Source organism: Teichococcus aestuarii (assembly GCF_003116135.1).
Lineage (GTDB): Bacteria > Pseudomonadota > Alphaproteobacteria > Acetobacterales > Acetobacteraceae > Pseudoroseomonas > Pseudoroseomonas aestuarii.
Map to the genome: position 1 here is coordinate 44,257 of NZ_PDOA01000014.1, position 18,875 is coordinate 63,131.

The window sequence follows — 18,875 nt, forward strand, 5'->3', positions numbered from 1 at the left end:
TCTTTCTTCTGTCAGTTCGATGCGGCCTCGACCGTGCGCCAGATCAGGTCGAGGTCCTCGGGGCGGGCGAGGCGGTGGTCGCCATCCTTCACCAGCGTCACCCGCACATCCTCCGACACCAGCCGCGCGGCGATCTCCGGCGCCACCCGCCAGGGCACCTCGTTGTCGCGCATCCCGTGCAGCAGCCGCACCGGGCGCTCCACCGGGATGGGGCCGCCCATCAGCAGGTGCTCGCGGCCATCCTCGATCAGCCGGCGGGTGATCGGCACCGGCGGGCCATAGGGGCTGGGCAGCTCCAGCACGCCCTCGCGCAGGATGGCGGCGCGCTGCTCCTCGCTGAAATGCGGCCACATCAGCGTCTCGGTGAAGTCGGGCGCGGCGGCGATGCCGACCAGCGCGTGCAGCCGCTCCGGCATCCGCCGCGCCATCAGCAGCGCGATCCAGCCGCCCATCGAGGAGCCCACCAGCACCTGCGGCCCCTCGGTGAGCGCAGCGATGACCTCCGCCGCATCCGCCGCCCAGTCGCCAATGCAGCCCGCCGCGAAGTCGCCATCGCTGACGCCATGCCCGGCATAGTCGAAGCGCAGGAAGGCGCGCCCGGTGGCGGCGCAGCGCTCGCGCAGGTGCAGCGCCTTGCCCCCCTCCATGTCCGAGCGGAAGCCGGCCAGGAACACCACGCCGGGGCCGCGCCCGGGCAGCCGCGCCCAGGCCAGCTCCTCGCCCCGCGCGTTGCGCAGGCGCCCGGTTTCTTCCCGCGCGAGGCTCATGCGCGCGGCAGCCCCCGCTGCGCCAGGTTGCGCATCAGCGCGCCGATGCCGAAGCGCCAGGGCGGGCAGGCATCGGTGCGGTCGACGATGTTCACCAGCGCGCCGAGGCGGGGGCTCGCGATGCGCACCACGTCGCCCACATGGTGGGTGAAGCCCATTCCGGCGGCGTCGCGGTCCTTGCTGGGCGAGAAGGGCGTGCCCAGGAACAGCGCCGCGCCATCCGGATACTGGTGGTGCGGGTTCACCAGCTGGTCCACCAGCTCGGTGGGGTCGCGGCTGATGCTGCCCACCGGGCCGGTCTCGGCCAGGTGGAAGCCCTCCGGGCCGGTGATCTCCAGCGCGATCTCGGCGTTGCGGATGTCCTCCAGCGTGAAGCCGGCATCGAACAGGCGGATGGCCGGGCCGAGCGCGCAGGCGGCGTTGTTGTCCTTGGCGCGGCCGAGCAGCAGGGCGGAGCGGCCCTCCACGTCGCGCAGGTTCACGTCGTTGCCGAGGGTGGCGCCCAGGATGGTGCCGCGCGGGCTGATCGCCAGCACTACCTCCGGCTCCGGATTGTTCCAGGCGGAGGCGGGGTGGATGCCGATATGCGCGCCCGAGCCCACCGCCGAGAGCGGCTGCCCCTTGGTGAACACCTCGGCGTCCGGCCCGATGCCCACCTCCAGGTACTGGCTCCACCAGCCGCGGGCCAGCAGGTTCTCCTTGAGGCGCATCGCCTCCGGGCTGCCGGGGCGCAGCGCGGTGAGGTCCTCGCCGATGATGGCGCGGAACTCGGCGCGCACGCCCTCGGCCTGGGTGGCGTCGCCGCGGCAGCGCTCCTCGATCACGCGCTCGATCATGGAGCGCACATAGGTCACGCCGCAGGCCTTCAGCGCCTGCAGGTCGAAGGGCGCCAGCAGCCGGGCCGGGCCGCCGCCGGCCAGCAGGGCGGGCATGTCGATCACCACCGGCTCGCCGCGCGCGGCGATGGCGCCGATCGGGTCCTCGGCCGCCAGCCAGGCGCTGACGGTGCCGAAGGCGGGCGTCATGTCGAAGGCCTGGCCGCCGGCCAGGGCGATGGCCTGCGGGCCGTCGGCGCCCTCGATGCGCAGCGCGAAATGGCCCTCGCGCCAATCCTCGGGCAATGCCGTCGCGGTCTTGTTCATGCCAGTCCTCCCGTTGAGCCGGTGCGGCTTTGGTAAAGCCTTCCGCGCGCCCTGGCCACGGGGGAGAGCATGTCATTTCAGCGCGGGCAGCGCCTCCAGCAGCGCGGCGTGGAAGCGCGCCGGGTCCTGGATCTGCGGCGAGTGGCCGAGATCCTCGAAGCGCAGCAGCCGCGCGCCGGGAATGGCGTCGGCGGTGCGGCGGCCGAGCGTCTGGTAGTCGCCCAGGCGGCGGCGCACCTCCGGCGGCGCGGCGGCCTTGCCGATGGCGGTGTTGTCCCGCTCGCCGATCACCAGCAGCGTCGGCACCCGGATCAGCGGGAAGTGCTGCACCACCGGCTGGGTGAACACCATGTCGCTGGCCTGCGCCTGGTTGCGCAGCACCGCCTCGCGCCCCGGCCCGGCATAGAGCCCCGCCTGCATCTCCACCCAGCGGTCGTAGCGCGCCTCCCACTGGCCGGCGTAGTAGGTGTCGCGCTGGTAGGCGCGGATGCTGTCGGCGGTGGTGCGCTGCTCGGCCGCCAGCCATTCGTCGATGGTCTGGTGCGGCACGCCCATCGCCTCCCAGTCCTCGAGGCCGATCGGGTTGACCATCACCAGCGCCTCGGTCTCCTTCGGGTGCATCAGCGCGTAGCGCGCGGCCAGCATGCCGCCCATGGAATGGCCCATCACCACGGGGCGGCGGATGCCCAGCTCGGTGAGCAGCGCATGGGTGTTGGCGGCGAGCTGGTGCAGGCTGAACTGGTAGCCCTCCGGCTTGGCGGAGCGGCAGAAGCCGATCTGGTCCGGCACCACCACGCGCCAGCCGGCGTCGCGCAGCGCGTCGATCGTCCCTTCCCAGGTGGCGCCGCAGAAGTTCTTGCCGTGCAGCAGCACGATGGCGCGGCCGTTCGGGCGCTCGGGCTGGATGTCCATGTAGGCCATGGGCAGCGCCTGGCCCTGGCTGCGCAGCGTGAATTCCTGCACCGGGTGGGGGTAGTCGAACCCCTCCAGCCGGGCGCCGTAGCGGGGGCCTTCCGCCGTGCCCTGCGCCAGGGCGGCGGGCGGGGCCGACGCGGCGCCGAGGCCGAGCAGCAGGGTGAGCAGGGGAAGGGTCGCGCGCATCCGCATCCTTGGTCTTCTCCTCGGTCTTGCCCGGCAGCCTCGGGGTCGCTCCGGGATGTGGGGTGCGGCGTGACGGGCGGCGCCTCACTTTGCCGCCAGTGCCATGCCGCCGCCCCGCGCTGCTGACAGCCGCCCGCCCAGGCGCTAATGCCGCGCCCATGACCGCCGACCGCGCCCCCGCCGTGCTTCAGGTGCTGCCCGCCCTCAAGGCCGGCGGCGTGGAGCGCGGCACCATCGAGATCGCCGAGGCGCTGGCGCGGGCTGGCTTCCGGCCCCTGGTGGCCTCGGCCGGCGGACGGCTGGTGCCGCAGCTGGAGGCGGTGGGCGCCCGCCACGTCACCCTGCCGCTGGACCGCAAGTCGCCCGCCGCGCTGCTGGCCAATGCCGGCGCGCTGCGGCGGCTGATCGCGGCCGAGGGGGTGCGCATCGTCCATGCGCGCAGCCGCTTCCCGGCCTGGTCGGCGCTGTGGGCGGCGCGGCGAGCCGGTGCCCACTTCGTCACCACCTATCACGGCACCTACAACGAGAACTTCCCCGGCAAGCGGCTCTACAACGGGGTGATGGCGCGCGGCGAGCGGGTCATCGCCATCAGCCACTTCATCGCGGAGCTGGTGCGGGCGCGGCACGGGGTGGGGGAGGACCGGCTGCGGGTCATCCCGCGCGGGGTGGATCTGCGGCGCTTCGACCCGGCGGCGGTGGCGCCGGAGCGCGTGGCCGCGCTGCGCGCCGCCTGGGGCGTGCCAGAAGGCCGGCCCGTGCTGCTGCTGCCCGCGCGCATCAGCCGCTGGAAAGGGCAGGGGGTGCTGCTGGAGGCGCTGGCCCGGATGCCCGCCCCGCGCCCCTTCGCCATCCTGGCCGGCGACCCCGGGCGCGGCGCCTTTGACGCCGAGTTGCGCGGCCGCCTCGCCGCGCTCGGCCTCGCGGGCGACGCGGTGCTGCCCGGCCCCGGCGACGACATGCCCGCCGCCCTGCTGCTGGCCGACATCGTGCTGCACGCCTCGACCGACGCGGAAGCCTTCGGCCGCACCGTCATCGAGGCGCAGGCCATGGCGCGGCCGGTGATCGCGGCCGATCTCGGCGGCCCGCGCGAGACGGTGCAGGAGGGCGAGACCGGCTGGCGCGTGCCGCCCGGCGACCCGGCGGCGCTGGCCGCCGCCATCGCCCGCGTGCTGGCCCTGCCGGCCGGGGCGCGCGCGGCGGTGGGCGAGGCCGCCCGCGCCATGGTGCGCGCCCGCTACACCACCGCGGCGATGCAGGACGCGACGCTCGCCGTCTACCGGGAGCTGCTCTGAATGGCGCCGCGCATCCTCGTCATCAAGCTGGCGGCGCTGGGCGACTTCGTGCAGGCCTTCGGCCCCTTCGCCGCCATCCGCGCGCACCATCCCGGCGCCCGCGTCACGCTGCTGACCACGCCGCCCTTCGCGGGCCTGGCCCGCCGCGCCCCCTGGTTCGACGAGATCTGGGCCGATGGCCGGCCCGCCTGGACCGACCTGCCCGCCGTGGCGCGCCTCGCCTGGCGGCTGCGCCGCGCCGGCTTCACGCGGGTCTACGATCTGCAGACCTCCCGCCGCTCCTCGCGCTACCGCCTGTTCACGGGCGGGCGGCCCGAATGGTCCGGCATCGCGCGCGGCGCCAGCCACCGCCACGCCAATCCGGCGCGCGATTCCCTGCACACGCTGGAGCGCCAGCGCGAGCAGCTCGCCATCGCCGGCATCACGCATTTCCCGCCGCCCGCGCTGGACTGGCTGGAGGACGACCTCTCGGCCTTCGCCCTGCCACCCCGCTTCGTCCTGCTGATCCCTGGCGCCTCGCCGGGGCGGCCGGGCAAGCGCTGGCCGGCGGAGCGATTCGCCGCCCTGGCCGCCGGCCTCGGGCGCCCCGTGGCGGTGCTGGGCGGCCCGGCCGAGGCGCCGCTCGCCGCCGAGATCCTGCGCGCCGCGGCGCCCGGCAGCCTGGACCTCACCGGCCGCACCAGCCTGGCGCAGATCGGCGCCCTGGCGCGGGCGGCGGTGGCGGCGGTGGGCAACGACACCGGCCCCACGCATCTGGTGGCCGCCGCCGGCTGCCCCACCCTGTCGCTGTTCGGCGCCGAGAGCGACCCCGCGCTCTGCGCCCCGCGCGGCCCGGCCACGGCCTTCCTGCGGCACCTGCCGCTGGCGGAACTGCCCGAGGCGGCGGTGCGCGCGGCGCTGGAGCGGCTGGCACCGTCCTGAGCGCCCCGGCCGTCAGGGGGTGGGGGAGATCGCCCGCTTCAGGCAGCGCAGGGTGAAGGCCGAGCGGGTGTGGCGCACGCCGGGCAGGCGGTAGAGCTTCTCGCGCAGCAGCGTCTCGTAGCCCGCCGTGCCGCCCACCGCCGCCTTGATCAGGTAGTCGTAGGCGCCGGTGGTCAGGTGGCATTCCAGCACCTCCGGCATGTCCTGCACCGCGCGCTCGAACTGCGCCAGCGCCGCCTCGTCATGCTTCTCGACCATCACCTCGACGAAGACGATGTCGGGCAGGCCGAGCTTCGCCGGGTCCAGCAGCGCCACGTAGCCCTGGATCACGCCGGCCTGCTCCAGCCGCTTCACCCGGCTCCAGCAGGGGGAGGGGGAGAGGCCCACCTCCTCGGCCAGCTCGGCATTTGTCAACCGGGCGTTGCGCGCCAGGGCGCGGAGAATGCGGCGGTCGGTCTGGTCCACGGGGCCCTCCCAGGATGGCCTGACCTGAATAGCCGCTGCCGCGCCGGCTGCCACAGTTCGATTCCTGCGCGAAAATCCAAATTCCCGCCATATTTGTCCGGAAATTATGTCGCAATTATCGTAAAAGAGACAAATGGTGGGCCTGGGAGCAATCCCGGGTGCCGTCAGCGTCCAGCGGATTGACAAGTCGTGCGGCCGGGCCGCACGATCACGTAAAGGAGAGGACGGCATGCGCCTGCATGGCTACATCCCGTCAAGCGTCACCTGGCGCGTCCGCATCGCGCTCGCGCTGAAGGGGGTCGAGGTCGAGACCCTGCTGCATGACCTGCCGCAGGATGGCCCCCGCAACCTCGGCCATGTCTCCCTCAATCCGCAGGGGCTGATGCCGATCCTGGAGCTGCCGGAGGGCGGGTCGCTGACGCAGTCCCTGGCCATCGTGGAATGGCTGGAGGAGATGTGGCCGAGCCCGCCGCTGCTGCCGCCCGAGCCGGCCCAGCGCGCGCGGATGCGCGCCTTCACCCTGGCCATCGCCTGCGAGACGCAGCCGCTGCACGCCGCGGGCGTGCTGGCGCGGCTGCGCGCCGCCGGCCTGACGGAAGGGCAGGTGCAGGGCTGGGCGCGCCATGCCATCAGCGAGGGGCTGGAGGCCTGCGAGGGGCTGCTGGCCGACAGCCCCGGCCCGTTCTGCTTCGGCGCCCGGGTCAGCCTCGCCGATGTGTTCCTGGTGCCGCAGCTCTACGCCGCGCGGCGCTTCGGCGTGCAGCTGGCCTTCCCCCGCCTGCTTTCCGCCGAGGCCGCCAGCATGACGCTGCCGGCCTTCCGCGACACGATGCCGGAGACACCCGATGCCGCCTGAACCCCGCATCGCCGCCCCCCGCGCGGCGCTGGCGATGGCCGCCCTGCTGCCGGCCCTGCTGGCCGCCGCCACCCCCGCCTCGGCCCAGCTGCGCAGCCTGTCCGTGCCGGCCGAGGCCGGGGTGGTGGTGCCGCCGCGCGGCCAGCCCATGCCCCGGCTGGTGGCGCCGCCCGCCAGGCCGTCCGCCACCCTGGCGCCGCCGGAGGAGGAGTCGCCCGCGCCCGTGCAGCTCCCCGCCGGCGGGCAGGGGCTGGCGGCGCCGCTGATGGGGGCCGCGCTGCCCATGGCCGCCGCCGCGCTGCTCGGCGCCGGCCTCGGCGGGGGCGGCCAGTCCGGGGGCGCGCCGGCCCGCACCCGTTGACGGCGTGGCGCCGCGGCGCCAAAGCCTTGCGCATTGCGGCATGGCCCGGGCCATGCGCCGATGGTGACGGAAGGATGGCAGGGCATGGCAACGCGGGACGGCGCGCTGGAACGCGCGGGGCGCTTCTTCGACCAGGGAGGGTTCCAGGATCTGCTGGCGCGGCTGGTCGCCATCCCCTCCACCTCGCAGGAGGCGGAGCACGCGCCGGCGCTGCGCCGCTACCTGGAGGAGGCCATCGCCCCCTGGCTGGAGCGGATGGGCTTCGCCATCAGCCTGCATGAGAACCCCGAGCCCGGCTTCGGCCCGATCCTGATGGCCACCCGCATCGAGGACCCGGCGCTGCCGACCGCGCTGCTCTACGGCCATGGCGACACGGTAGCGGGGCTGGACGCGCAGTGGTCCCCCGGCCTCACCCCCTGGGCGCTGACCGACAAGGGCGACCGCTGGTACGGCCGCGGCACCGCCGACAACAAGGGCCAGCACGCGCTCAACCTCGCCGCGCTGGAGGCCGTGCTGGCCGAGCGCGGCGGCCGCCTCGGCGCCAATGTGAAGCTGGTGCTGGAGATGGCCGAGGAGCGCGGCAGCAAGGGGCTGCGCGCCTTCGTCGCCGCCCAGGCCGAGGCGCTGAAGGCGGATGCGCTGATCGCCTCGGACGGGCCGCGCGTCGAGCCGGGCCTGCCCACCATCGCCACCGGCACGCGCGGCACCTGGCATTGCGACCTGGTGGTGAAGCTGCGCGAGGGCGGCGTGCATTCCGGCCATTGGGGCGGCCTGACCACCGACCCGGCGGTGGTGCTGGCGCATGCCCTCTCCACCATCATGGACCGCGACGGCAAGATCCTGGTGCGCGGCTGGCTGCCCCAGGGTGGCGCGCAGGGCGGCGTGCCGGTGGCGGTGCGCGCGGTGCTGGAAGGCTGCCCGGTGGGCGGCGGCGACGGCGCCGCGACCATCGACGAGGGTTGGGGCGAGCCCGGCCTGACCCCGGCCGAGAAGATCTATGGCTGGAACAGCTTCATCGTGCTGGCCATGACCAGCGGCGTGCCGGCCAACCCGGTGAACGCCGTGGCGCCCGACGCCCGCGCCCACTGCCAGATCCGCTACACGGTGGACAGCGACCCGGCCACCTTCGAGGCCACGCTGCGCGCCCATCTCGACGCGCACGGGCTGCAGCAGGTGCGCATCGAGAACGCCTTCGTCCGCATGCCGGCCAGCCGCACTGCGCCGGACCACCCCTGGGTGCGCTGGGCGCAGGCCAGCATGGAGCGGAGCCTCGGCGGCCGCGTGCAGATCATCCCCAACAGCAGCGGCGGCCTGCCGGGCGACGTGTTCGTCGACCATCTCGGCGTGCCGCTGGTCTGGGTGCCGCACAGCTACAATGGCTGCAAGCAGCACGGGCCGGACGAGCACCTGCTGAAGGCCCCGGCGCGCGAGGGGCTGCTGGCCTTCGCCGGCATGTGGTGGGACCTGGGCGAGCCGGGCACGCCGCCGCGCGGCTGAGGCCGCTCAGGCGGGGCGGTCCGCCGCCCCGCTACGGGTGCAGCTCGACATTGGCGGTGTCGCCCTCCGTCTGGTCGATCACCAGCAGGCGCACCGCCTCGGTGCCCAGGGTCTCGCCGGAATGCCAGTGGTCGAGCATCTCCACCACGATCTCGCCCGGCCCATATTCCCAGCCGCGCCCCTCCGGCGTGCCGACGCGCAGCCGCCCCGCCAGCACATAGGCGAGGCGCTGCTGCGGGTGGCGGTGCACCGGCAGCCGGGCACCGGGCGGGATCTCGTAGATCGAGGCCACCAGCGTCCCATCCTGCCGCGGAAAGCGCAGCTTCTGGCCGAGTGCGGTGGTGCTGCCGCGATAGATCTCCGTCACCTTCGGCTTCGGCGGGTCGGCTGGCGCCTGTGCGCAGGCCGACAGGGCCAGGGCGGGCAGCAGGGTGGCGGCCACCAGGGAGAGGCCGCGAATCGAAGCAGGGCGCATGCGTTTCCTCCGGGCCGGTGATCCGGCCCTTGCAGCCCAGGCTAGAGCGTTTCTCCGCCCGCGTCCCCCCCCGGTGTCGTCCCTGGCCCCGTCCCTGGGGCGTCAGCCCGCCGCCTGCTCCATCAGCCAGAACTGGAAGGCCCGCAGCGCCGGCCCCGGCGGGCGGGAGCGCAGCCAGGTGAGCCAGTAGGCGCCGAGCGCCACCTCGGCCGCGAAGGGCCGCGCCAGCCGCCCCTCCCGCAGCTCCCGCGCGAAGAGCCGCAGCGGCAGCAGCGCCACCCCCGCGCCCTGCGCCGCCGCCTCGGCCAGCACCAGCGAGCTGTCCGCCACCAGCCCGCGTGCCGGCGGGCAGGGCAGCTCCTGCGCCGCGAACCAGCGGGACCACTCATCGGCGCGGTAGGAGCGCAGCAGCGTCTCGCCCGCCAGATCCTCCGGCCGCCGCAGCCGCGCGGCGATGCCGGGGGCGCAGGCGGGCGAGAAGGGGGCGGCGAAGAGATGCACGGCCTCGGTGCCGTGCCAGGCGCCGTCGCCGAAGCGTATGGCGCAGTCCAGCCCCTCGCCGGCGAGGTCCACCCGGTTGTTGTTGGCCAGCAGCCGCAGGTCGATGAAGGGGTGCGAGGCGCGGAAGGCCGCCAGCCGCGGCAGCAGCCAGCCCACCGCGAAGCTGCCCACCACCCCCACCGTCAGCACCTCCCGCACCTGCCCGGCCTCGAAGCGGTCGAGGCTGCGGGCGATGCGGCGGAAGCCCTCGGCGATCTCGGGCAGTAGGGCGGCGCCCTCATCGGTCAGGGCCAGGCCGCGCGGCAGGCGCCGGAACAGGGCGATGCCCAAGTTTTCCTCAAGGCTCTTCACCTGATGGCTTATGGCCGCCTGGGTGACGTGCAGCTCCAGCCCCGCCTTGGTGAAGCTGAGATGCCGGGCCGAGGCCTCGAAGGCGCGCAGGGCGTTGAGGGGGAGGTGGGTGCGCATGCCGTTTCATGCCCTAGTTTTCCTGGGGTTTCGCCCCAGAACTCCCCGTTTGTCGAGGGGGCATGGCGCCGCCACTGTGCGCCCGCAACGAAAGGAGCCGGGCCAATGACGATCGGGCGGCGGATGATGATGGTGGCGGGGCTGGGCGCGGGCGCGCTGTGGGGCGCCATGCCCTGGCGCGCGGCGGCGGCGGAAGGCCGGCAGGCGGCGCTGGAGGCGCGGCTGCGGGCGATCGAGGCGGAGACCGGCGGGCGGCTCGGCGTGGCGGTGCGCGAGGCGGCCCCCGGCGGGCTGCGCGCCGGGCACCGCGCGGCGGAGCGCTTCCCGCTGACCAGCACTTTCAAGCTGCTGGCCGCTGCCGCCGTGCTGCGCCGCGTCGATGCCGGGCAGGAGCGGCTGGACCGCGTGCTGCGCTTCTCCAGCGCCGACCTCGTCACCTACTCGCCGGTGACCAGGCCGCAGGCCGATGGCCCCGGCATGACGCTGGAGGCGCTCTGCGCGGCGACGGTGACGCTGAGCGACAACACCGCCGGCAACCTGGTGCTCGGCACGCTGGGCGGCCCGGCCGGCCTCACCGCCTTCGCCCGCGACCTCGGCGACCCGGTGACGCGGCTGGACCGCTGGGAGACGGCGCTGAACGAGGCCACCCCCGGCGACCCGCGCGACACCACCAGCCCCGAGGCGATGCTGGGGCTGATCGGGGCGCTGACGCTGGGCGAGGCGCTCTCCGCCGCCTCCCGCGAGCGGCTGATGGGCTGGCTGCTGGGCAACCGAACCGGCGACAGGCGGCTGCGCGCCGGCCTGCCCGCGGGCTGGCGCGCCGCCGAGAAGACCGGCAGCGGCGGGCGCAACACCGCCAACGATGTCGGCCTGCTGCTGCCGCCGGGCGGCCGGGCGCCGATCCTGGTAACGGTCTACCTCACCGGCGCCACCGCGCCGGCCGAGGCGCGGGACGCCGCCATCGCGGCGGTGGCGGAGGCGGTGGTGCGGGCCACCGCCTGAAGGGCGGGGGGCGCCGCCCCCGCCGGCCTCAGCGCAGGGGCGGGGCGAACATCAGCCCGCCCTGGTCCCACAGGCGGTTGTTGCCGCGCTCCAGCCCCATCGGCCGCACATTGCGCTCCCACATCTCGCCATAGTTGCCGACGGCGCGGATGGCGGCCAGCGCCCAGCCCTTCTCCAGCCCCATGCTGGGGCCGACCTCGCCCTCCGCCCCCAGCAGGCGGCGGATGTCGGGGTTGGCCGAGGCCGCCTGATCCGCGGCATTGCCGGCGGTGACGCCCATCTGCTCCGCTGCCACCAGGGCGAGCTGGGTCCAGCGGACGATGTCCAGCCAGCCATCGTCGCCCTTGCGGATGAAGGCGCCGAGCGGCTCCATCGAGATGAACTCGGGCAGCAGCGTGTACGCCTCCGGCTTGCCCTGGCGGGAGCGGAAGCCGGAGAGGCCGGTCAGGTCGCGGGTGAAGGCGTCGCAGCGGCCGCTGAGGAAGGTGGACTGGATCTGGTTCGGGTCGTCGATCACCACGGGCTGGAAGCTGACGCCGTTCTTGCGCGCCCAGTCCTGCATGATCAGCTCGGTGGTCGAGCCGGGCGGCACGCAGACCGAGGCGCCGTCCAGTTCCTTCAGCGTCTTCACGCCGAGCCTGGAATGCACCAGGAAGCCCTGGCCGCTGTAGTAGTTGGCGCCGGCGAAGATGAGGCCGAGCGCGCTCTCGCGCGTCGTCGTCCAGGTGGTGCTGCCGAACAGCACGTCCACCTCGCCGCTCTGCAGCGAGGGGAAGCGCGTCAGCCCGGTGATGGGGCGGATGGTGACCTTCGCGGCATCGCCCAGCGTGGCGGCGGCGAGCGCCCGGCAGGAATCGACATCCATCCCGCGCCACTGGCCCTGGCTGTCGGGCAGGGAGAAGGGCGGATTGTCGTTCTGCACGCCGCAGACGACGCTGCCGCGGGCGCGGATGCCGGCGAGCGTGCGGGAAGCGGTGGGCGGGTCGGCCGCCGGCGCCGGACCGGCCGCCAGCATCCCGAAACACAGGCCCGCCAGGGCCAGGGCCGTCTTGCGCAGCGTCATGACCAGCCATTCTCCGTGGAAAGAAGGGCAGGCTAGGCCGCGCTCCTCCGGCTGTGAAGCCGGCGCCGCCTCAGGCCTTGCGCAGGCCGAGCAGGGTGATGTCGTCCGCCTGCGGCGCCCCGGCGGCGAAGCCCTCCACCGCCCGCAGCACCGCCTCCACCGCCTGCCGGGCCGGCGCCGTGGCGTGCGGGGCGAGCAGGCCGTGCAGGCGCTCGCGGCCGAAGAATTCGCCCCCGCCATCCTCCGCCTCGGTCACGCCGTCGGTGTAGAGCAGCAGCCCTTCGCCGGGGGCGAGGGCCAGCGCGTCGCTGGCGTAGGCGAAGCCCTCCAGCACGCCCAGGGCGGGCTGCCGGGTCAGCCCCGGCAGCGGCGCCACGCCGCCGGCGGCGGAGAGATGGAAGGGCGGCTCGTGCCCGGCCAGGCACAGCCGGCCCGCGCCGCTGGCCGGGTCGATGATGGCGAGCACGAGGGTGACGAAGGTCTGGTCCTCATTGCCGCGCGCCAGGTCGTCATTGGCGCAGGCGACGATGGCAGCGGGGTCGGGCAGCGCGCCGCCGGCCGAGAGCAGCAGCGCGGTGGCGCGGATCAGCCCGAGGCTGCGCGCCATGGTCAGGCCGGCCGGCGCGCCCTTGCCGGCCACGTCGCCCACCGTCACCAGCAGCGCGCCGGAGGGCAGGCGGAAGGCGTCGTACAGGTCGCCGCCCACCTGCCGCGCCGGCACCATCGCCGCCCAGAGGTCGAGGCCGGGGGGCGCGATGGCGGCGAAGTCGCGCGGCACCAGGGAGAGCTGGGCGGCGCGGGCGCTCTCCAGCTCCGCCTCCAGCAGGGCCAGGCGCTGCTCGGCGAGGCCGCGCAGCCGCTTCTTCTCCAGCACCGCGCCGAGGCGGGCGCGCAGCAGCGGCGGGTCGAAGGATTTCGGCAGGAAATCCTCGGCGCCGAGCTCGATGCAGCGGACGATCTTGTCCATCTCGGTCAGCGCCGAGATGACGATGACGGGCGGCGCCGTCCCGCGCCCGGCATGCAGCCGCTCCAGCACGCCGATGCCGTCGAGATTGGGCATCTCGAGGTCGAGCAGCACCACGTCGAAGCGCTGCGCGGCGATGGCGGCGAGCCCCTGCGTGCCGTCCTCGGCCATGGTGACGTTGAGGTAGCCCAGCGCCTGCAGCCGGCGCTGCAGCATCAGCCGGTTGAACGGGCTGTCATCGACCACCAGCAGCGCCACGCCGGCGGCGCCTCCCGCCTCGCCGCTCATGCGCCGCGCCCCGCCATGCTCTCCACCACGCTGCGCGTCTCCGAGGCGAGCTTCGCCAGGTCGATCATGGTCACGGTGATCTCCTCCGCCGCCGTGGCGTTGGACTGGCCGATGCGCGCCAGCGTGTCGACGCGGGCATTGATCTCGACCACCGTCGCCTGCTGCTGCTCCATCGCCACGGCGATGACGCCGGAGAGGCGGGCGCTCTCCGCCACGAAGCGCTCCAGCGTGTCCATGTCCTCGCCCACCGCGGCGGCGGTGCCGCTGCCCTCGCGCGTGCGCCGGCCGGCCACGCGCACGACATCGGCGATCTCCTGCGCCATCTGCTCGGTGCTGGCGGCCAGCGCCCGCACCTCCTCGGCCACCACGGCGAGGCCGCGGCCATGCTCGCCGGCGCGCGCCGCCTCGATCGCGGCGTTGATCGCCAGGATGTTGGTCTGCGTCGCGATCTTGGCGATGGTGGCGGCGATGCGCGTCACCCGCTCGGTGTCGTCGCCCACCGCGTCCACCAGCCCGATCAGGCTGCGCACTTTGGCCAGGTTGGCGGCGAGCAGCGCCTGCGCGTCCTGCGCCCGGTCGTTGGAGAGGATGGTGGTGCGCGCCACCTCGCCGATCGCCTCCCGCGTCTGGGAGAGCGCCTCGCCCACCTGGCGCAGCTCGGTGAGCTGGGTCAGCGCGCCGTCGCTCACCTGGCCGATGGCGTCCGAGGCCTGGGTGGTGGCGATGGCGGTGCGGCGCGCATTCTCCGCCGCCTGCTCGGTCAGCCGCCGCGTCGCCAGCAGGCTGTCCTTGAACACCAGCACGGCGCGGGCCATGTCGCCGAGCTGGTCGGCACGGCCGGTCTCGGGCACCTCGGCCTCCAGCTGGCCGTGCGAGAGCGCGTCCATCGCGGCGGCGATGCGGGTGACGGGGCGGGCGATCAGCCGCACCAGCACCACCAGCACCAGCAAGCTGACGGCCAGCCCGGCGATGGCCACGGCCAGCACGATGCGCCGGGCCTGCGCCGCCAGCGCCTGCGCCTCCTCCACGCTGCGCGCCCCGCGTTCCTGCACCAGCGCGCGGGCGGCCTGGGCGACGCGGCCATAGGTCGTCATGTGGTCCAGCCATTCCTCGTGCAGCGGGCCGAGCGGCTCGCCGGACGGGCCGAGCAGGGCGGCGCGGATGCGCGCCACCAGCGCCGGCAGGCGGGCGGCCATGTCGCGGCCGCCGCCCAGCAGGGCGGGGTCCAGCTCCTGCCGCAGCAGCGCATCGACGCGGGCGAAGCTTTGCAGGACGGCCGCGCTGCCCTCCTCGACGCGGGGCGCCGCCTCGCGGGGGCGCAGCATGCCGGCCAGCACGCCGGCGAAGCGGGCGGAGAACTCGGCCACGTCGTGCGAGAGGGCGTCCACCGCCGCATCGGCCTGCCGGTCACGCACGCCGATCTGCTCGATCAGGGCGGCCTGGTGCCGGCTGGTGAACAGGGCGGTGCCGCTGAGCAGCAGCACGACGGCCAGCACCAGGGCGGCGATCACCATGGCGCGCGCGCCAATGCGGCCGAACCAGATCGACAGGCGGTCGGGCCCGGCCGCGCCGCCACGCACGGCCCATTGCGGCTGCGGAGCGGCGGGTTGCGGCGCGGAGCCGGCTGACAAGGGTGGCGTGGCGGCCGGCCGGCTGGCGTCCATGCTGCTCCAGGTGGTGGAAAGGCGGTGGATGGAGAGGCGGGGTTGCGTGCGCCCGCCACGCTACTCTCTCGGGCCCCGGGGCGCCAAGCCACGGGCCGGAATTCGGCCGCCGCGGGTTTGACCCGGGGCCGGCACGGGGCGAAGCTTCCCGCAGAGCCAGGGGAGGAAACACATGGCCGAATACCCGTTCACCGCCGCCGATCTCGAGGCGCTGCGGGCCTGGGACACCCCCACCATCTGCAACGCGCTGGAGCTGGTGGCGCCGCAGCGGCGCGGCCACGGCTACACGGTGCGGCCGCTGGTGGCGGCCGATGTGACGCTGCGGCCGGTCTGCGGCCTGGCGCGCACCGGCACGATTCGCGCCGCCGCCCCCTCCGGCCGTCCGGCGGAGGTGGACCACGCCGTGCGCACGGGCTGGTACGAATACGTCGCCGAGGCGGCGATGCCGACCGTCGTGGTGCTGCAGGACCTGGACGACACGCCGGGCTACGGCGCCTTCTGGGGCGAGGTGCATTCCGCCGTGCACAAGGCGCTGGGCGCGCAAGGCTGCGTCACCAACGGCTCCTTCCGCGACATCGACGCGCTGGCGCCGGAGTTCCAGATTCTCGGCGGGGTGGTGAACCCGAGCCATGCCTATGTCCACATGGTGGCCTATGGCCAGGACGTGTCGGTGCATGGCATGGCCTGCGTGCATGATGCCGTGGTGCATGCCGACCGGCACGGCGCGGTGGTCATCCCGCACGAGGCGGTGCGCCAGATCCTGCCCGCCATCGAGCTGGGGGCACGGCGGGAAAAGGTGATCCTCGACCTGTGCAAATCCGGCGACTTCTCCGTGGCGAAGCTGCGGGAGGCGCTGTCGCGATCGAAGGAGATCCACTGAGCCATGCCCGCCGCCCTCCGCCGCCTTGGAGTCGTGCTGTCGATCGCGGGCGCCATGCCCGCCCTGGCGCAGGAGGGGGAGGGCGGCTTCGCCCGCCTTCCGCAGATGGCGCCGGCCCTGGTGGCCTGCCTGCAGGCGGCGCCCGGGAGCGCGGCAACGGCGGCGCTGCCGATGAACCATGGCAGGGCGCTGGTGCGGCTGGAGCGGCCAGATGGCGAGCGGCGGGAATGCGTGGCGGAGCTGGGCCCGGCGGGGCGGCCGGCGCGGGTGGAGAGCGACCGCCCGGTGGGGGCGGCGCCGCCGCTGCCGGGCGAGGGAGAGCGGCGCTTCACGCTGCGCCCCCTCTGCGGGGGCGCGGCCGCCGTGCGGGACGAGGCCGGCACGGCGGCAGGCTGGCTGAACCCTTCCGCCTGCCGCTGAGTGGGAGCGGCGGGCGGGCGGGGTTCGGCCTCCCCTTGCTCGGCCCCTTACTCGGCCGGCTGCACCAGGCGCAGCAGGCGGCTGTCGTCGTTGTCCTCGTCCATCTCGATGTCTTCCTCGACCGGCGCGCAGCCGAGGGACATCAGCCGCTCGGCCGCGTCCACTTCCATCAGCGCCTCGAGGATGGTGGACCGGCTGGGCGCGGGGCGCTCCTGCAGGGCGTCCAACAGCAGCGCCTGCGCTGCCTGGATGCGCAGATGCGCCAGAGTCTGAGGATGCTCCATGTCGATCATGTTCGGGACGCCTATGGGGGGGAAAGGATGCGAATTCATCCTATGCGCGCTTTCGGGTAACGCACATGCTCCGTTCACGCTTAACACCTAATGTTGATGCGATTGCGTTACGCTTTCTTACAAGGGAAAGTCTTCGCGAGGAGCGGCCAAATTTTTGTGCGTAGCCACATCTTGGAAAGGAAAAAATGAATTCACGGAGTCGGGAGAGGCCCTGTGGTTTTCTCAGTACTTGCGGGGGCTTCTTCTACCGTTTTCTGTGATCGAGGCCGCCGGGCCGCCCACCGCCGGACCGGAGCGCGCCCGGCCAGGGCCACGCTCCGTCGCTCGCCCCGGCCGGTGCCGCTTCAGTCGAGCAGATTGCCGTAGATCCAGCCCAGCTCCGTTCCGTTCGGCAGGAAGACGTGCTGCCAGCCATATTCCTCGCCGGCGATCCGGACCTCGGCGCCCGTCTGCACGGTGCGCACCACCGGCGCCGATCCGGAGGGTGCCGCGCGGACATTCGCATCCATCCGCACCCGTGCAACCCGGCCCATGGCGGGCGCTGGCGCCGCGGGAGCCGTGGCCGCCGGCGGTTCCGGGGCGGCCGGGGGCGGCAGCGGCAGGGGTGGGGGCAGATCGATGGTCGGCACCGGCTCCAGCGCCAGCGGGGCCGCGGGCACGGCGCCGGAGGGTGGCGCGGCGGCCGATGGAGCCGCGCTGGCGGCCGGCGGCGCGGAAGCCGGGGCGGGGGGCGCGGCGCGCTGGGTCTCGGCCACCCGCGCCGGGGCTTCCGCCGTCTGCTGCTGCGGCGCCACCAGCAGATTCACCAGCAGCCAGGCGCCACCCAAGGCCGGGATGACTCCGAGCCAGGCCCATTTCAGCCCGCCCTGGCGCCGGGCGCGCGCCGGGGAGCCTGCGGCCGGAAGCGCCGGGGCGCTCGCCAGCGGGCCCGCCGCACGGCGCACGATCCGCGCTCTCTGGTTGCGCGGCGGCGGGGGCGGCGGTGTGGCGGGGGCGCTGAGCTGACGATACGGGTGCAGGCTGCGGTAGGGCCGCTCCGCCAGCACCTCCAGATAGTTCCGGTATGCCGCCACGAAGGCGCCGCCCAGCGCCGTGTTGCTCACCGCGATGGATTTCTCCAGCCCTTCGCCGCTGATGTCGATGCGCAGGTACTGGGCCAGCGGCCGGCCATCCTCATGCCCGACGATCTCCGCATCGCCGGAGGGCGTGTTCTCGACGAAGCGGAAGGAGCCGACATCCATCGCCAGGCGCGTGGCATCCAGCACCCGCTCGCTGCCCTGGAAGCGGCCGGGCAGGAATTCCCAGAAGCCGACGCCCATGAGCAGGACGGTGCTCTCATCCTCGCCGAGGCCAGGCTCAGGGCGCGTGGTGATGGTCAGGTGGCGGGGCAGATGCCGGAAGGCACCGCCGCCGGCATCCGGCCGCGTCACGACCTCGAACACCAGCCCGGCCTTGGCAAGGTCGGCGGCGGTGCGGACGAACTGCCGGAAGGCCTCACGCAGGCCAGGCCGCTCCAGATAGGCGCGCGCATCCTGCAGCAGGGCGATCCGGGCCTCATCCGGCGCATCCGGGGTTCCGGATCTCGCTGTTTCCTTCGCCGGAGCCGGGGTGCGGCCCAGGGGGCGTGGGGAGGGGCTGGGCGGGGGAGGTGCTGCCGCCGGGCCGGGCCGGGCCAGGCCGGGGGCCGGGCCTTGCCCGGCTGGCATGCGCAGGAAAGGCTGCGCCCGATCGCCCTGAGCGAGATCCGCCCTCTCGGGGGAAGTGTTGAGGCGGGGTGACATGCCGTGGAACCTCGCACAGCGCGAGAGCCGGTCAAGTCAATAGGAGGGAACAGAACGAGGATACTGGGGTGTGCAAGGTCACAATTAAGAGGAAACGTAAAGTAGAATAAGGCACGTTCTCTGCACCTCCTCTCGACCGGCAAACGAGAACCTCACGGGGGCGTTATTATTTTAATTTCCTTTCTGGTTGAGGCTTTGCGCGTTTTGCGGGACGCCCGGGATTCCTCCCTGTGGGTTTGACAAGACAATGAAAATAAAGGGTTTTCGCTGGTTTTTCTGCCTCGCCCTCCGCCTCTTTCTTCTTGAGCGATGATGCGGCAGATTCGACGGACGACCAAATATTGAGACGCTCTCGTATTTCTGAACACCCGTGGAGGCGCCGCGAGGCATCACGGGGTTTGAACCGGAAGTGGAGTGTCTGTTAAGGAAAAGTCATGAGGAGTTCGTGCTTCCCGCACGGCGCGATCATGACGATCACGCCGCCATAATCTTCCGGACTGGCCCGTGGTGCCAGGCCCGCCGTCGCGTGCGTCTCCGGGGCAGTTCCTGCCCGGCCGGAAGCGTCCGATGTGCCGTGCCGCGCAGACCAGGGCATCCGCCAGGCCATCCGGCCTGACAGCACTCCCGATTCTTCCGACCTGAATTCCCCCACGGGGCCTGCCTGCGCAGGCCGC

The 18,875-nt window shown here is 73.8% G+C and carries 19 protein-coding genes; 8 read left to right on the top strand and 11 right to left on the bottom strand.

Going from position 1 to position 18,875, the window contains the following annotated elements:
* Window positions 1–11: 11 nt before the first annotated feature.
* From CR165_RS17730 to CR165_RS17740, 3 genes are all read right to left on the bottom strand, one after another.
* Window positions 12–767 carry an alpha/beta hydrolase gene (locus CR165_RS17730; RefSeq protein ID WP_109518274.1) on the bottom strand — a complete coding sequence of 252 codons (756 nt, stop codon included), beginning with the start codon at window positions 765–767 and terminating at the stop codon, window positions 12–14.
* Window positions 764–1,909, bottom strand: a complete 1,146-nt coding sequence (locus CR165_RS17735; RefSeq protein ID WP_109518275.1) for a fumarylacetoacetate hydrolase family protein — start codon at window positions 1,907–1,909, stop codon at window positions 764–766. Before CR165_RS17735 ends, CR165_RS17730 begins: the two co-directional genes overlap by 4 nt.
* Window positions 1,910–1,981: 72 nt before the next feature.
* Window positions 1,982–3,016: an alpha/beta fold hydrolase gene (locus CR165_RS17740; protein WP_245906553.1), complete on the bottom strand. Its 1,035-nt coding sequence runs from the start codon at window positions 3,014–3,016 to the stop codon at window positions 1,982–1,984.
* Window positions 3,017–3,168: 152 nt separating this feature from the next.
* On the opposite strand from CR165_RS17740, the gene CR165_RS17745 reads away from it, so the two are divergent.
* Both CR165_RS17745 and CR165_RS17750 read left to right on the top strand, forming a co-directional pair.
* Window positions 3,169–4,302: a glycosyltransferase family 4 protein gene (locus tag CR165_RS17745; protein ID WP_109518276.1), complete on the top strand. Its 1,134-nt coding sequence runs from the start codon at window positions 3,169–3,171 to the stop codon at window positions 4,300–4,302.
* Window positions 4,303–5,223: a glycosyltransferase family 9 protein gene (locus CR165_RS17750; RefSeq protein ID WP_109518277.1), complete on the top strand. Its 921-nt coding sequence runs from the start codon at window positions 4,303–4,305 to the stop codon at window positions 5,221–5,223.
* 12 nt (window positions 5,224–5,235) lie between these two features.
* Here CR165_RS17750 and CR165_RS17755 read toward each other — a convergent pair whose 3' ends face one another.
* Complete coding sequence (locus tag CR165_RS17755; RefSeq protein WP_109518278.1) at window positions 5,236–5,688, bottom strand: Lrp/AsnC family transcriptional regulator; 453 nt, start codon at window positions 5,686–5,688, stop codon at window positions 5,236–5,238.
* A gap of 229 nt (window positions 5,689–5,917) precedes the next feature.
* On the opposite strand from CR165_RS17755, the gene maiA reads away from it, so the two are divergent.
* The 3 genes from maiA (at window position 5,918) to CR165_RS17770 (ending at window position 8,402) form a co-directional block, all read left to right on the top strand.
* Window positions 5,918–6,544 (top strand): maleylacetoacetate isomerase, encoded by a 627-nt coding sequence (gene maiA / locus CR165_RS17760; protein WP_109518279.1) that lies wholly within the window; start codon window positions 5,918–5,920, stop codon window positions 6,542–6,544.
* Window positions 6,534–6,905 (top strand): hypothetical protein, encoded by a 372-nt coding sequence (locus CR165_RS17765; protein ID WP_109518280.1) that lies wholly within the window; start codon window positions 6,534–6,536, stop codon window positions 6,903–6,905. The genes maiA and CR165_RS17765 overlap by 11 nt, the downstream gene beginning before the upstream one ends.
* Window positions 6,906–6,989: 84 nt before the next feature.
* Complete coding sequence (locus tag CR165_RS17770) at window positions 6,990–8,402, top strand: M20/M25/M40 family metallo-hydrolase (RefSeq protein ID WP_109518281.1); 1,413 nt, start codon at window positions 6,990–6,992, stop codon at window positions 8,400–8,402.
* Between the two features lie 31 nt (window positions 8,403–8,433).
* Here the strand turns inward: CR165_RS17770 and CR165_RS17775 are convergent, their stop codons facing one another.
* Both CR165_RS17775 and CR165_RS17780 read right to left on the bottom strand, forming a co-directional pair.
* A complete protein-coding gene (locus CR165_RS17775; protein WP_109518282.1) occupies window positions 8,434–8,877 on the bottom strand; it encodes a cupin domain-containing protein in 444 nt (147 codons plus the stop codon).
* Between the two features lie 102 nt (window positions 8,878–8,979).
* Entirely contained in the window at window positions 8,980–9,846 is an 867-nt protein-coding gene (locus tag CR165_RS17780) for a LysR family transcriptional regulator (RefSeq protein WP_109518283.1), read from the bottom strand.
* 105 nt (window positions 9,847–9,951) lie between these two features.
* On the opposite strand from CR165_RS17780, the gene bla reads away from it, so the two are divergent.
* Complete coding sequence (gene bla, locus CR165_RS17785) at window positions 9,952–10,848, top strand: class A beta-lactamase (protein WP_109518284.1); 897 nt, start codon at window positions 9,952–9,954, stop codon at window positions 10,846–10,848.
* 28 nt (window positions 10,849–10,876) lie between these two features.
* Here the strand turns inward: bla and CR165_RS17790 are convergent, their stop codons facing one another.
* The 3 genes from CR165_RS17790 to CR165_RS17800 all read right to left on the bottom strand — a co-directional run bounded on the left by CR165_RS17790 (window position 10,877) and on the right by CR165_RS17800 (window position 14,827).
* Window positions 10,877–11,911 carry an amino acid ABC transporter substrate-binding protein gene (locus tag CR165_RS17790; protein WP_109518285.1) on the bottom strand — a complete coding sequence of 345 codons (1,035 nt, stop codon included), beginning with the start codon at window positions 11,909–11,911 and terminating at the stop codon, window positions 10,877–10,879.
* A 70-nt stretch (window positions 11,912–11,981) separates the two neighbouring features.
* Window positions 11,982–13,163 carry a PP2C family protein-serine/threonine phosphatase gene (locus CR165_RS17795; protein ID WP_109518286.1) on the bottom strand — a complete coding sequence of 394 codons (1,182 nt, stop codon included), beginning with the start codon at window positions 13,161–13,163 and terminating at the stop codon, window positions 11,982–11,984.
* On the bottom strand, window positions 13,160–14,827 hold the full coding sequence (locus CR165_RS17800; RefSeq protein ID WP_109518287.1) for a methyl-accepting chemotaxis protein: 1,668 nt from the start codon (window positions 14,825–14,827) through the stop codon (window positions 13,160–13,162). Before CR165_RS17800 ends, CR165_RS17795 begins: the two co-directional genes overlap by 4 nt.
* Before the next feature lie 172 nt (window positions 14,828–14,999).
* Between CR165_RS17800 and CR165_RS17805 the strand changes: the two genes are divergently transcribed.
* Both CR165_RS17805 and CR165_RS17810 read left to right on the top strand, forming a co-directional pair.
* A complete protein-coding gene (locus CR165_RS17805; protein ID WP_109518288.1) occupies window positions 15,000–15,707 on the top strand; it encodes an RraA family protein in 708 nt (235 codons plus the stop codon).
* A 3-nt stretch (window positions 15,708–15,710) separates the two neighbouring features.
* On the top strand, window positions 15,711–16,127 hold the full coding sequence (locus CR165_RS17810; protein ID WP_109518289.1) for a hypothetical protein: 417 nt from the start codon (window positions 15,711–15,713) through the stop codon (window positions 16,125–16,127).
* A gap of 47 nt (window positions 16,128–16,174) precedes the next feature.
* Here the strand turns inward: CR165_RS17810 and CR165_RS17815 are convergent, their stop codons facing one another.
* The gene (locus CR165_RS17815; protein ID WP_109518290.1) at window positions 16,175–16,420 is read right to left on the bottom strand and encodes a hypothetical protein; all 246 of its coding nucleotides are present in this window, start codon (window positions 16,418–16,420) and stop codon (window positions 16,175–16,177) included.
* A 344-nt stretch (window positions 16,421–16,764) separates the two neighbouring features.
* Window positions 16,765–18,126, bottom strand: coding sequence for an SH3 domain-containing protein (locus CR165_RS26040; RefSeq protein WP_109518291.1), 1,362 nt, complete (start codon window positions 18,124–18,126; stop codon window positions 16,765–16,767).
* Window positions 18,127–18,875: the final 749 nt, after the last annotated feature.

What these genes read in the sequence shown, in the direction of transcription:
- CR165_RS17730 (WP_109518274.1), bottom strand. Translation starts at nt 767, where the DNA reads ATGAGCCTCGCGCGGGAAGAAACCGGGCGCCTGCGCAACGCGCGGGGC.
- CR165_RS17735 (WP_109518275.1), bottom strand. Translation starts at nt 1,909, where the DNA reads ATGAACAAGACCGCGACGGCATTGCCCGAGGATTGGCGCGAGGGCCAT.
- CR165_RS17740 (WP_245906553.1), bottom strand. Translation starts at nt 3,016, where the DNA reads ATGCGGATGCGCGCGACCCTTCCCCTGCTCACCCTGCTGCTCGGCCTC.
- CR165_RS17745 (WP_109518276.1), top strand. Translation starts at nt 3,169, where the DNA reads ATGACCGCCGACCGCGCCCCCGCCGTGCTTCAGGTGCTGCCCGCCCTC.
- CR165_RS17750 (WP_109518277.1), top strand. Translation starts at nt 4,303, where the DNA reads ATGGCGCCGCGCATCCTCGTCATCAAGCTGGCGGCGCTGGGCGACTTC.
- maiA (WP_109518279.1), top strand. Translation starts at nt 5,918, where the DNA reads ATGCGCCTGCATGGCTACATCCCGTCAAGCGTCACCTGGCGCGTCCGC.
- CR165_RS17765 (WP_109518280.1), top strand. Translation starts at nt 6,534, where the DNA reads ATGCCGCCTGAACCCCGCATCGCCGCCCCCCGCGCGGCGCTGGCGATG.
- CR165_RS17770 (WP_109518281.1), top strand. Translation starts at nt 6,990, where the DNA reads ATGGCAACGCGGGACGGCGCGCTGGAACGCGCGGGGCGCTTCTTCGAC.
- CR165_RS17775 (WP_109518282.1), bottom strand. Translation starts at nt 8,877, where the DNA reads ATGCGCCCTGCTTCGATTCGCGGCCTCTCCCTGGTGGCCGCCACCCTG.
- CR165_RS17780 (WP_109518283.1), bottom strand. Translation starts at nt 9,846, where the DNA reads ATGCGCACCCACCTCCCCCTCAACGCCCTGCGCGCCTTCGAGGCCTCG.
- bla (WP_109518284.1), top strand. Translation starts at nt 9,952, where the DNA reads ATGACGATCGGGCGGCGGATGATGATGGTGGCGGGGCTGGGCGCGGGC.
- CR165_RS17790 (WP_109518285.1), bottom strand. Translation starts at nt 11,911, where the DNA reads ATGACGCTGCGCAAGACGGCCCTGGCCCTGGCGGGCCTGTGTTTCGGG.
- CR165_RS17795 (WP_109518286.1), bottom strand. Translation starts at nt 13,163, where the DNA reads ATGAGCGGCGAGGCGGGAGGCGCCGCCGGCGTGGCGCTGCTGGTGGTC.
- CR165_RS17800 (WP_109518287.1), bottom strand. Translation starts at nt 14,827, where the DNA reads ATGGACGCCAGCCGGCCGGCCGCCACGCCACCCTTGTCAGCCGGCTCC.
- CR165_RS17805 (WP_109518288.1), top strand. Translation starts at nt 15,000, where the DNA reads ATGGCCGAATACCCGTTCACCGCCGCCGATCTCGAGGCGCTGCGGGCC.
- CR165_RS17810 (WP_109518289.1), top strand. Translation starts at nt 15,711, where the DNA reads ATGCCCGCCGCCCTCCGCCGCCTTGGAGTCGTGCTGTCGATCGCGGGC.
- CR165_RS17815 (WP_109518290.1), bottom strand. Translation starts at nt 16,420, where the DNA reads ATGATCGACATGGAGCATCCTCAGACTCTGGCGCATCTGCGCATCCAG.
- CR165_RS26040 (WP_109518291.1), bottom strand. Translation starts at nt 18,126, where the DNA reads ATGCCAGCCGGGCAAGGCCCGGCCCCCGGCCTGGCCCGGCCCGGCCCG.